Source organism: Serratia sp. GW822-FHT06E05 (assembly GCF_058799445.1).
This window is the reverse complement of sequence record NZ_JBXALM010000001.1, coordinates 278,823-290,561: the sequence shown is the minus strand read 5'-3', so window position 1 is coordinate 290,561 and position 11,739 is coordinate 278,823. Positions and strand designations below refer to the sequence as shown.

The following is an 11,739-nucleotide window of genomic DNA, read 5'->3' as shown; positions in this document are numbered from 1 at the left end:
AGGTTTTTTAGGCGCTCTCGCCCTTTTTTAACTCTTTCAGGTATTTGTAAACCGTGGCGCGGCCGAGGGATAACACGTTGGCGATATAGTCGGCGGCGCTTTTGGCTTTAAACGCCCCTTCGTTATACAGGTCAATCACCAACTGCTTTTTCTGTTCACGGCTCAATGAACCCAATGAAGCGTTTTGCTGGCGGATCCACTCGTGCAGGAAGGTATTGATCTTCTCCTGCCAGTCGTCTTTGAATAACTGCTGTGGCTGAGGCTGCAAACGGGTGACCGACAGGAACATATCCAGCGCATTTCTGGCATCTTCAAATGTCGCGGTGCTCAAATTAATGCACAGCAGGTAGCGGGGAACGCCCTGCTCGTCTTTCGCGGCAATGCTCACCGATCGCATTTTCTTGCCGTCCCAGTTGAGCTTTTCGTACGGCCCGGTCACCTGACCTTCGCTGTCGATGTCAAAATCCTCCAAACCGGCATCGTCACCCGGTTTGCGTTTCGACAGATTATTGGCGAGGTACGCCACCTTATTGGTAGAGAGATCGTGTATCACCACTTCCACATTGGGAAAAAACAGCGCAGCAATGCCGTCGGCAACCGACTGCAATAATTCTAATTGGGACGTGGTTTTCAGCACTCTGCTGTTACTCCATAGCGATAAGGCATGATGATATTGGCCAGTTTTCATCATTGGGTCAGCCGCTTAGCATACCTCAGTTGCCCCGCAATGCCGAGCGGGAGAACGGCTAACCGCCCTCCCGAGACTGGCTTATTCCGCCTCGCGACGGCTTTGGTAAAACACATAGCCTTCCTGAGCCACGCTGTCTTTGATTCTAAAGCGCCAAACGATCGCCAGGGTGATAAACCACAGCGGCATGCTGCACAACGCTATCAGGGTATCGCGATCAAAGATCATCAGCACCAGCGTGAAGGCAAAGAACGCCAATGTCAGCCAGGTCATTATCACCCCGCCCGGCATTTTGAACAGCGAACGTGCATGCAGGTCGGGCCGCTGTTTGCGGTAAACCAGATAGGCCGCCAGGATCATGCCCCAGCTGTAAACCACCAGTATCGCCGCCACGGTTGACACGATAGTAAATAGCGTCATGACGTTCGGCATCAGGATCAGCAACATCGTCCCCACTACCATGCAAAAGCACGAGAACATCAGGCTGCGGATCGGAATGGCGGTAGTGCGCGAAAGTATCTTGAACTGCCCATGGGCATGCTTCTCCATCGACAAGCCATACAGCATGCGGGTACTGGAATAGACGCCACTGTTGGCTGAGGACATCGCCGAAGTCAGCGCCACAAAGTTGATGACCGCAGCGGCAGCAGGTAACCCCGCCTGATCGAACAGCATCACAAACGGGCTGCTGTCCGGTGAAATATGGCTCCATGAGGTTACGGCGATGATCGCCAGCATGGAAAACACATAAAAGATGATGATCCGTACCGGGATAACGTTAATCGCCTTCGGCAGTACCTTGTGTGGATCCTTGGTTTCAGCCGACATGGTGCCCAACAGCTCAATACCGGTGCAGGAAAAGATGGCGATCTGGAAGCCGGCAAAGAAACCAAGAATGCCGTGCGGCATGAAAATAGCAGGATCGGTGATGTTGTTCACCGAGGCTGTAACCCCGTCCGGCGAAGTCCAGCCAATAAACACCATCCAGGCCCCGGTGACGATCAACGCGATAATGGCGATCACCTTGATGATGGCAAACCAAAACTCCGCTTCGCCAAACATCTTCACCGACAGCATATTGAACAGGCACAACAGCCCTAAGGTCAGTAAAGCCGGTAGCCAGGGCGAAACCTCGGGGTACCAGTACTGTATGTAGCCGCCGCAGACCACCACGTCGGCAATGCACGTCACCACCCAGCTCAGCCAATAGGACCACCCCAGAAAGAAGCTGGCTTTCGGCCCCAGGTATTCGGAAACGAAATCGGCAAACGAGCGGTAGTCGAGCTTGGTCAGCAACAGCTCCCCCATCGCTCGCATCACCATAAACATAAAGAAGCCGACAATCACATAGGTCAACACAATAGAGGTGCCGGAAAGCGCGATGGTTTTGCCCGATCCCATAAATAAGCCAGTCCCAATGGCGCCGCCGATGGAAATCAGTTGAATATGGCGCTCGCTGAGTCCGCGTTGCAATGTTTGGGCGCAGTCAGGCCCCTCGGTTGAAGAAGCCTTCAACCGATGTTGCTTACTTTTTGTCATGGTGTTACCTGTCCGTCATTAAGGCGATTAAGCAGCGGACAGCCGCTGCTGCAGGAGTGAAACGCATTGCGCGTTGTACCGGCAAAAAAATTCAGGCAAAACGATACCGTCCCTTTGTTAAAGGGAAGTTAAAAAATGTACGCATCAGAAAACGGCTGTTCGAGCTGCGCGCTAGCCCACATTTAGCATGCGAAGCATGAGCGTGGAGGGTGATTCATTTATTATCAGTCGGTTATGATTATTTTTGTTCAAGAATAAAACGCTGACAACGTCGATTTAACATGAATTTAACTCTGGCGTCAGGAAACGGCATTGTCAACACGACACTTAAATAAAATGAAACTTTTTGATCACATTCAAGCTTCTGAAAAATAGATAAAAACGGGTTTTATGCATTTTTTATGCATAAACCATGAGTAGCTCCCGCAACCACCGTACAAAAGTAATTAACTATTCATTTTTACGCCGCCAAACCGGCTTGAAAGCGGCCTGTGGCCCGATGAGTGGGGGCTAACAAGCCGCGTTTTTAATGGTAAATTTAGCGTCGCAAAAGTGTTATGCACTTAGTAATCCACGGTTAAACAAAATAAATACCTATATATAAAAAGGTTGGTTATGGAAAAGCTATCCTACGCTTCAGAAAGCAGCACAACGGCCTGGGCCACCTATCTGCAACAAATCGACCGCGTTGCACCTTATCTCGGTGAGCTGTCGCGTTGGGTTGATACCCTGCGTCACCCTAAGCGTGCGCTGATCGTTGATATTCCTCTGCAGATGGACGACGGTTCAATCCGCCACTTCGAAGGTTTCCGCGTTCAGCACAACCTGTCGCGCGGCCCGGGTAAAGGCGGCATCCGTTACCACCCAGATGTTGATCTCGATGAGGTTATGGCGCTGTCAGCCTGGATGACCATCAAATGTGCGGCAGTCAACCTGCCTTACGGTGGCGCCAAGGGGGGGATCCGCGTCGATCCTTTCAAACTGTCTGAAGGCGAGCTGGAAAGATTGACCCGCCGCTACACCAGCGAAATCGGCTTTATCATCGGGCCACAGAAAGATATTCCCGCACCGGACGTCGGCACCAACTCCAAAGTGATGGCCTGGATGATGGATACCTATTCCATGAACCACGGCACTACCATCACCGGCGTCGTCACCGGCAAGCCTATCCACCTGGGCGGCTCTCTGGGCCGTGAAAAAGCGACCGGCCGTGGCGTGTTCGTGACCGGTTGTGAAGTGGCCAAACGTTTGGGCGTACAGCTTGAAGGTGCCAAAGTGGCAGTACAGGGCTTTGGTAACGTGGGCAGCGAAGCGGCTCGTCTGTTCGTCGGCATCGGCGCACGTGTAGTCGTGATCCAGGACCACTCAGCGACCCTGTCCAACCCAGACGGCATCGACCTGAACGCATTGACCGAATGGCAAGCCAAGAACAAGCAGATCGCTGGCTTCCCTGGCGCTAAAGAAATCGAAAGCGAAGCTTTCTGGTCCGTCGACATGGACATCCTGATCCCAGCCGCCCTGGAAGGTCAGATCACCCGTCAACGTGCAGAAATCCTCAGCGCCAAGCTGGTACTGGAAGGGGCAAACGGCCCAACCTACCCAGATGCGGACGACGTTCTGCGTTCACGCAACATCACCGTAGTGCCTGACGTTATCTGTAACGCCGGCGGCGTGACCGTCAGTTACTTCGAGTGGGTGCAGGACATGGCCAGCTACTTCTGGAGCGAAAGCGAAATCAACGAGCGTATGGACAAGATCATGACCGACGCTATGGTTCACGTTTGGAATAAGTCCGAAGAGAAGAAATGCAGCCTGCGCACCGCGGCCTACATCGTCGCCTGTGAGCGTATCCTGACCGCACGTAAAGAGCGTGGCATTTACCCAGGTTAATGCGTTATCCATCCCGGCTTGCACTGCAGGCCGGGATCATTTCAAAATATCCCCTTCTAACGGAGCAACCTTTTCAACACCTTTCCGGTGCTGGTCATCGGTAACCGCTCGACAAACTCCACGATACGCGGGTATTTAAACGCCGCCAGTTGCTCTTTGGTCCAGGTAATCAAGGCTTCTTCCGTTACCGCCTCGTCCAGATCTTTCAACACCACCACCGCTTTAATTTCCTCTCCCAGCGATGGATGCGGCACCCCGATCACCGCCACAAACGAAACCGCAGGGTGGCGAATCATCAGTTCCTCCACTTCACGCGGATAAACGTTAAAGCCGCCCCGGATAATCACGTCTTTCGACCTGTCGACGATAAAATAAAACCCATCGGCGTCGCGCCGTGCCAGATCGCCGGTTCTAAACCAGCCGTTTTCCAGAACCTCTGCCGTGGCTTCCGGGCGATTAAGATAACCTTTCATCACGTTGTGACCGCGCACCGCTAACTCACCGACCTGATCGATCTCCGTTATCGTTTTGCCGGTGACATCAACCAGCCGGACTTCAACGCCCCAGATCGGTTGGCCGATAGACCCCACTTTGTTGACGCGTCCTGGGTGATTGAAGGTAGCGACCGGACTGGTTTCCGACAGCCCGTACCCCTCCAGAATGTTAACGCCGAAACGACGGGCAAAATCTTCAATGATTTGCACCGGCAAACTGGCCCCGCCGGAGACCGCCATGCGTAAATTTTTGCGCAACATCGCCAGATCTACGCTGTCGTCCAGCGCGTTCAGCAGTGCCCAATACATGGTAGGTACGCCGGCGAAAAAAGTGATGGCGTGCTTTTGCATCAGCGAGATAGCCAGCTTTGCATCAAAACGGGGCACCAGCACCAGCGTTGCTCCCAAGGCGAAGCCGGCATTCATCTGGACGGTTGAGCCGAAAGTATGGAACAGCGGCAGCGTTACCAAATGGCGATCGGGGCGTTCAACCGAGCTATTGAATAACTGCACCGAACCCAGCGCATTCAACACCAGGTTGGAATGGGTCAACTCCGCCCCTTTGGCACGGCCGGTGGTTCCGCTGGTGTAGAGGATCACTGCGGTGTCGGACTCCAGGGTACTGGCGCTGTCAAAATCGGTAGGTTGCTGGCGAATGGCCTGGCTGAAGCGGTCACCGCTCAGCGGCAGGCTGTCACCGATAATAATAAAGTCTCGGCACGATTGCGTGGCATCGAACGCGATTTTTGCCTCTTCCCCCAAGGTTAATCCATGGCCCCCTTCAAAACAAAAGAAGGCCACCGCCTGCGAATCCTGCAGGTAGTATTCAAACTCCCCCGCCTTCAGCAAGGTATTTAACGGCACCACCACCGCACCCGCTTTGAGAATGCCGAAGTAAATCGCCGGAAACTCCCAACGGTTTGGGCAGGCCAACGCCACCCGCTCCCCCGGTTTCACGCCCCGAACCCTCAGCAGATGGGCAACCTGATTGGCGAGCTGATCGAGTTCGCCATAGCTAAGCTGGAATTCGTCCTGAACCAGCGCCAGACGATCGGGGAAAGTACGCGCACTCTCTTCAAGCAATGTGGCCAAATTAAGCATATGGGGGTCTCATGAGCAGAAACCGGGAAGCCCGGTGAGTCGATAATTGAGATACTGCGCCACCTCATTGAGGTTGATCTCCCTGAACCGCCTCCGGCGGTAAAATCAGTATAGATGCACCTACGCCAGAAGCAGGTTCGCGTTCCACACACCGGTAGGCTATATGTTAGGGATTATTCCTCCCGGAGATCCCCGTATGAGCAAGAAAAAGATCCTGATGCTGGTTGGTGATTACGCTGAAGATTATGAAACCATGGTGCCCTTTCAGGCATTGCAGATGATTGGCCATCAGGTGGACGCCGTCTGCCCGGACAAGGCCAAGGGTGATTACATCATGACGGCAATCCATGATTTCGACGGCGCGCAGACCTACAGTGAAAAACCTGGCCACCGTTTCACTCTGAATGCCGACTTTGCCGCGGCAAAAGAAGAAGACTACGACGCGCTGTTGATCCCCGGCGGCAGAGCGCCCGAGTATCTGCGCCTGAACCCGCAGGTGATCAAGCTGGTGCAGGCTTTTGACGCCGCACGCAAACCCATCGCCGCGGTGTGTCACGGCCCGCAGCTGTTGGCCGCCGCCGGGGTGTTGAAAGGCAGAACCTGCAGCGCTTATCCGGCCTGCGCCCCGGAAGTGCAGCTGGCCGGTGGCCACTTTGCGGATATCGGTATCGATCAGGCCCATGTTGACGGCAATCTGGTGACCGCCCCTGCCTGGCCGGCGCATCCACAATGGCTGGCGAAATTTGCCGAGCTACTGGCACAGTAACTCCGTTAAAAGGCCCGCAATTTCTTTGCGGGCCTGAAACTGTATTCGGCGCGATGAGTTAACTCATCCAATATTGAGAATATCGCGATATCATTTTAATTGTTCAATCAGAAAGTGGATGTCGTAAAGCCAGCGTTTGGCCCGTGCGGATCGCACCAGCATATAAACATACAATGGCCGGATCCTTTCCATTTCAAGATCCCAGTGATTCGCGCGACGATTTGATGAGGTGAACAATAACGCCGACTTTGACTCCCGACGAAAATACAGCTCATGATTGTAATTGCTGCTGTCGATGAGAAAGGCGTCGAAATAGCCACGCATCAGCGTTTCCGACATTGGCAAGGAGAGGTGCAGCTCTTTATTTATTTCCGTATTGAGAGTAACGGCAACCCCCTTTTTAAGCAGACTGGGCGAATTATAGCGATCAATCACTGAAATGACCTGTTGCTGAATATCACTTTCCATTTCAACCTCAATATATTTGGCCGCGGGGATGATGCGATATTATTCAGACCCTGCTGATTGTGGCGAGTTCTCCATCGTCTGGTCATTTTCTCTTTCTTTACACTTCCACCACAGAATGAATATAAAAAAACGCAGCGCGCTATCATCACACTGCGTTATTTAATTATTGCCTGGGCTAAATCTTATTGGGTTAAAGATCTATTGTTGGCAACCACGCCATCGCCCTGCTTTTCTGCCGCGATGCCCCCACCCAGCACTTTATACAGAGTAATCAGGTTCTGATATTCGGTTTGGCGAGCAGCAATCAGCGACTGCTGGGCGGTATATAGCGTTCGCTGCGCGTCCAACATCACCAGATAGGTATCCACGCCATGGCGGTAACGCAGCTCCGCCAGGCGATAATATTCCTGCGAGGCCGCCACATAGCCGGTTTGCGCTGCTAACTGTTCCTGAATTGTGCCCTTGCGTGCCAACGCATCGGCCGTTTCCTGGAATGCCGTCTGCACCGCTTTTTCATAGGTGGCGACGTAGAGGTCTTTCTGCGCCTTGGTGTAATTCAACTGCGCCGTATTATAGCCACCGGTAAAGATCGGCAGGCTGATGCTCGGTGCGAACGACCAAACGCCCGCCCCCTGACTAAACAGGGATGACAGTTCTCCACTGCCCACCCCGCCGCTGGCGGTCAGGCTGATAGACGGGAAGAACGCCGCTCTGGCGGAACCGATATTGGCATTGGCAGCCTTCAGGTTATGCTCGGCCTCCAGCACGTCCGGACGGTTCAGCAGCACCTGCGACGACACATTGGCCGGTATATCTTTCATGATGCCAGACAACGCTTCGATCCCATCAGGCAACAGGCTCTCCGGCACGCTTTGCCCGACCACCAGATCCAGCGCATTTTTCGCCTGCGCCGCGCTGGTGGAGTAGCTGGCCACGTCCGAACGCGCCTGCTGATAGACCGTCTCCGCCGACGCCACGTCAACCATCGACAAAATACCGTTTTGCTGATTCTTGCGCGTTACCGCCAACGACTGTTTGGCACTTTCCATGGTGCCTTTGGCGGCGGCCAGATTGCTGCGTGCGGCCGCCACATTTACCCAGTCGGTCACGGTGTCGGCAATCAGCGCCAAACGGGTACTTTTCGCCGCTTCGGACTCCGCCAAATAGCTCTCGAATTTAGCGCGAGTCAGGCTGCGATTTTTGCCAAACAGATCCAGCTCGAAAGAACTGGTGCTTGCCGTCGCTTCGTAACTTTGGCTGATCGCCGTGGCATTGCCATTACCGGTCAATGCCCGGCCACGACTGCCGTCCACTCCGGCATTGATGGTAGGAAACAGATCGGCACGTTGCTCACCGTAGAGCGCCCGGGCAGATTCGATGTTGGCAATGGCCTCGCGCAAATCGCGACTGCTGCTCAGCCCCATCTCCACCACCTGCCGTAACCGGCTATCGACCACATAGTCACGCCATGGGATGTCCGGATAGCTTAATGACAATTTACCCGAGGGCGCAGTATAAGCGGCCCCTTGCGGCAGCGTTGAGGGCACCGGTGCCTGCGGGCGTTGATAATCCGGATCCAGCGAGATACACCCCGCCAGCACCAGCGGAAAGGTCAAAGTGATTAAACGTTGCAGCACGTTATTCTCCTGCCTGCGGCGCAGTGTTTTCTGTTGGTTTGGCGGAGGTTGTTTTGCGTGAAAACATCCGGCGTACCAATACGTAGAACAAAGGAACGAAGAAGATTGCCAGTAATGTCGCCGTAATGGTGCCGCCGATGATCCCGGTACCTATGGCGATCCGGCTGTTGGCCCCCGCGCCGCTGGAAACCGCCAAGGGCAATACGCCGGCGCTGAATGCCAGAGAGGTCATCAGAATAGGACGCAGGCGCATACGGGAAGCCTCAACGGCGGCGGCGATCAAGGCTTCGCCGCGCTGGTAATTTTCTTCGGCGAATTCAACGATCAGAATGGCGTTCTTGGCTGACAGGCCGATGATGGTTAATAGCGCCACCTGGAAATAAATGTCGTTTTCCAGCCCGCGCAGCGTGATGGCTAACAGGGATCCCACCACGCCCATCGGCACCACCATCATCACGGCAAACGGAATTGACCAGCTCTCATACAGCGCCGCCAGGCACAGGAACACCACCACCAACGAAATGGCATACAACGATGCCGCCTGTCCGCTGGTCAGGCGTTCCTGATATGACAACCCGCTCCAGGAGAAGCTGCTGGCGGAAGAGAACTGTGATGCCAGTTTTTCCATCTCGTCCATTGCCGTGCCTGAACTGGTACCGGGTGCGCCCTCGCCGGTGATTTCAAACGAGGACAGCCCGTTATAACGCGACAGGTTTTCCGGCCCGTAAATCCAATGTGAAGAGGCAAAGGCAGAGAACGGCGTCATGCTGGTCGTGCTGCTGGAGGTGCCGCGAACAAACCACTTATCGAGATCCTCCGGCTTTGACCGATACTCGACGTCACCCTGCATATAGACCTTTTTCACCCGGTTACGGTCGATAAAGTCGTTGATGTAGGTGCTGCCGAACGCGCTGGTGAGCGTGCTGCTGACGTCGCCGGCGCTCAGGCCCAGCGCCTGCAGTTTGTCGTTGTCGATGTCTACCTGCAGCTGTGGCGTATCCGGCAGGGTGTTGGCGCGCACCGCGCTCAGACTCGGATTTTTCCCGGCAGCGGCGATGATCTGGTCACGCATCACTTGCAACTCCGCACGGGTGGTAGCCCCTTTAGCCTGCAGTTCGAAGGTGAAACCGTCGGACTGGCCGAAACCGTCGATCGCCGGTGGGCTCATCGAGAACACTTGGGCATCGCGAATAGTGGCAAAGTGCGCCATTGCGCGTTTGGCAATGGCATCGGCGGTGTTGGCACTGCCAGGCCGCTGGCTCCAATCCTTGAGACTGACGAAGGCCATACCGGCGTTTTGCCCGCTGCCGCTGAAACCAAAACCGTTGATGGTGAAAATGGTGCTGACGTTGGCCTTCTCGTCGGTGAGGAAGTAATCTTTTACCGCGTCGCTGACCGCCGATGTCCTGGCATCGGTCGCGCCGGCAGGCAAGGTGTATTGCACCATTACCACGCCCTGATCTTCATTGGGCAAGAAGCCGGTCGGCAGCCGCATATACATCACGGCGGCGGCGATCAATAACAGACCATACAGCAGCAGATAGCGCATTGGGCTGTGTATCACCCGGGCGATCTTATCGGCGTATTTCTCCTGCAGGCGGTTATAGCCACGGTTAAATTTACCCAGCAGGCCCTTATCGGTCAGATCGTCATGAGCTGGTTTGAGTAAAGTGGCACACAATGCCGGTGCCAGCGTCAGCGCCAGGATCACCGACAGCACCATCGACGCCACGATGGTAACGGAGAACTGACGGTAGATAACCCCGGTGGAGCCGCCAAAGAACGCCATCGGCAGGAACACCGCCGACAGCACCATGGCGATACCGACCAGAGCCCCGGTGATCTCCTTCATCGATTTTTCCGTAGCCTCACGCGGCGGCAGCTTCTCTTCCCGCATCACGCGCTCGACGTTTTCCACCACCACAATGGCATCATCCACCAATAGACCGATCGCCAGCACCATGCCAAACAGCGTCAGGGTATTGATCGAATAGCCGAAGGCGGCAAGCACGCCAAAGGTGCCCAATAGTACCACCGGCACGGTAATGGTCGGGATCAGCGTAGTACGCAGGTTTTGCAGGAACACAAACATCACGATCACTACCAACACCACCGCCTCTATCAGCGTTTTCACCACCTCTTCGATCGAGATATTAATAAAATCGGTGCTGTCTTTCGGGTAGGCCACCTTGTAACCGTTCGGCATTGAAGTCTGATATTCCGCCACTTTGGCTTTGACCAGCTTGGCGGTGTTGAGCGCATTGGCACCGGCGGCCAGCTTGACCGCAATCCCGGAGGCTGGATGGCCATTCAACCGGGCGCTGGAAGAGTAATCCTCGTTGCCCAACTCTACCCGCGCAACGTCGCCCAGGCGCACCAGTGCGCCGCTGCTGTCACTCTTGAGAATGATGTTGCGAAACTGCTCCGGCGTTTGCAGGCGCGACTGCGCTTTTACCGTGGCGGTCAACTGCTGATCGGCACCGGACGGTAAATCGCCGACCTTACCGGCGGAAACCTGGGTATTTTGCGCTTCTATCGCCGTTGATACGTCGGAAGGCATCAGTGAAAAGGACGCTAGCTTGGTCGGGTCAAGCCAGATGCGCATGGCGTATTCCGATCCGAATACCTGCACATCGCCAACCCCTTCGATGCGCGACAGCGGATCCTGAATGTTGCTCACCAGATAGTCGGAAATGTCCGCCATGCTGGCCTTGTCGGTTTCGTCATACAGACCGACGATCAGCAAGAAGCTGCTCTGAGATTTTTTGACCGTAACCCCTTGCGCGGTGACCTCGGTAGGCAAGCGACTTTCCGCCTGCTGCACCTTGTTTTGCACCTGCACCTGCGCGATATCCGGATCGGTGCCCTGGTCGAAAGTCACATTAATACTCACAGAACCGTCGGAGCTGCTGGTGGCTGAAAAGTAAAGCAGCCCGTCCAGCCCGGTAAGCTGCTGTTCGATGACCTGAGTAACGCTGTTTTCCAGCGTCTCGGCATCGGCACCCGGATAGGTGGCGGAGATGGAAATCTGCGGTGGGGAGACGTCCGGATATTGCGAAATGGGCAGCGAGTTGATCGACATCAGCCCACACAGCATGATGATGATCGCAATCACCCAGGCGAAAACCGGTCGCCGAATAAAGAACTGCGCCATGG

At 54.9% G+C, this 11,739-nt stretch carries 8 protein-coding genes; 2 read left to right on the top strand and 6 right to left on the bottom strand.

Annotated features, from left to right (window positions below; all coding sequences use genetic code 11):
* Positions 1-7 precede the first annotated feature (7 nt).
* Both AC1RKC_RS01270 and AC1RKC_RS01265 read right to left on the bottom strand, forming a co-directional pair.
* Positions 8-637 carry a helix-turn-helix transcriptional regulator gene (locus AC1RKC_RS01270; RefSeq protein ID WP_020826941.1) on the bottom strand — a complete coding sequence of 210 codons (630 nt, stop codon included), beginning with the start codon at positions 635-637 and terminating at the stop codon, positions 8-10.
* 132 nt (positions 638-769) lie between these two features.
* Positions 770-2,227, bottom strand: a complete 1,458-nt coding sequence (locus tag AC1RKC_RS01265) for an amino acid permease (RefSeq protein WP_046373515.1) — start codon at positions 2,225-2,227, stop codon at positions 770-772.
* Positions 2,228-2,842: 615 nt separating this feature from the next.
* Here AC1RKC_RS01265 and AC1RKC_RS01260 point away from each other — a divergent pair.
* Positions 2,843-4,117 (top strand): Glu/Leu/Phe/Val family dehydrogenase, encoded by a 1,275-nt coding sequence (locus AC1RKC_RS01260; RefSeq protein ID WP_020826943.1) that lies wholly within the window; start codon positions 2,843-2,845, stop codon positions 4,115-4,117.
* A gap of 56 nt (positions 4,118-4,173) precedes the next feature.
* Here AC1RKC_RS01260 and AC1RKC_RS01255 read toward each other — a convergent pair whose 3' ends face one another.
* Entirely contained in the window at positions 4,174-5,712 is a 1,539-nt protein-coding gene (locus AC1RKC_RS01255; protein ID WP_493092221.1) for a long-chain-fatty-acid--CoA ligase, read from the bottom strand.
* A 196-nt stretch (positions 5,713-5,908) separates the two neighbouring features.
* On the opposite strand from AC1RKC_RS01255, the gene AC1RKC_RS01250 reads away from it, so the two are divergent.
* Entirely contained in the window at positions 5,909-6,478 is a 570-nt protein-coding gene (locus AC1RKC_RS01250) for a DJ-1/PfpI family protein (protein WP_020826945.1), read from the top strand.
* 90 nt (positions 6,479-6,568) lie between these two features.
* On the opposite strand, the gene AC1RKC_RS01245 is transcribed toward AC1RKC_RS01250, so the two are convergent.
* The 3 genes from AC1RKC_RS01245 to AC1RKC_RS01235 all read right to left on the bottom strand — a co-directional run bounded on the left by AC1RKC_RS01245 (position 6,569) and on the right by AC1RKC_RS01235 (position 11,737).
* Positions 6,569-6,946, bottom strand: a complete 378-nt coding sequence (locus AC1RKC_RS01245) for a DUF1493 family protein (protein WP_493092222.1) — start codon at positions 6,944-6,946, stop codon at positions 6,569-6,571.
* A 182-nt stretch (positions 6,947-7,128) separates the two neighbouring features.
* Positions 7,129-8,583, bottom strand: a complete 1,455-nt coding sequence (locus AC1RKC_RS01240; protein ID WP_116690446.1) for an efflux transporter outer membrane subunit — start codon at positions 8,581-8,583, stop codon at positions 7,129-7,131.
* Position 8,584: 1 nt separating this feature from the next.
* A complete protein-coding gene (locus AC1RKC_RS01235; RefSeq protein WP_493092223.1) occupies positions 8,585-11,737 on the bottom strand; it encodes an efflux RND transporter permease subunit in 3,153 nt (1,050 codons plus the stop codon).
* Positions 11,738-11,739 lie beyond the last annotated feature (2 nt).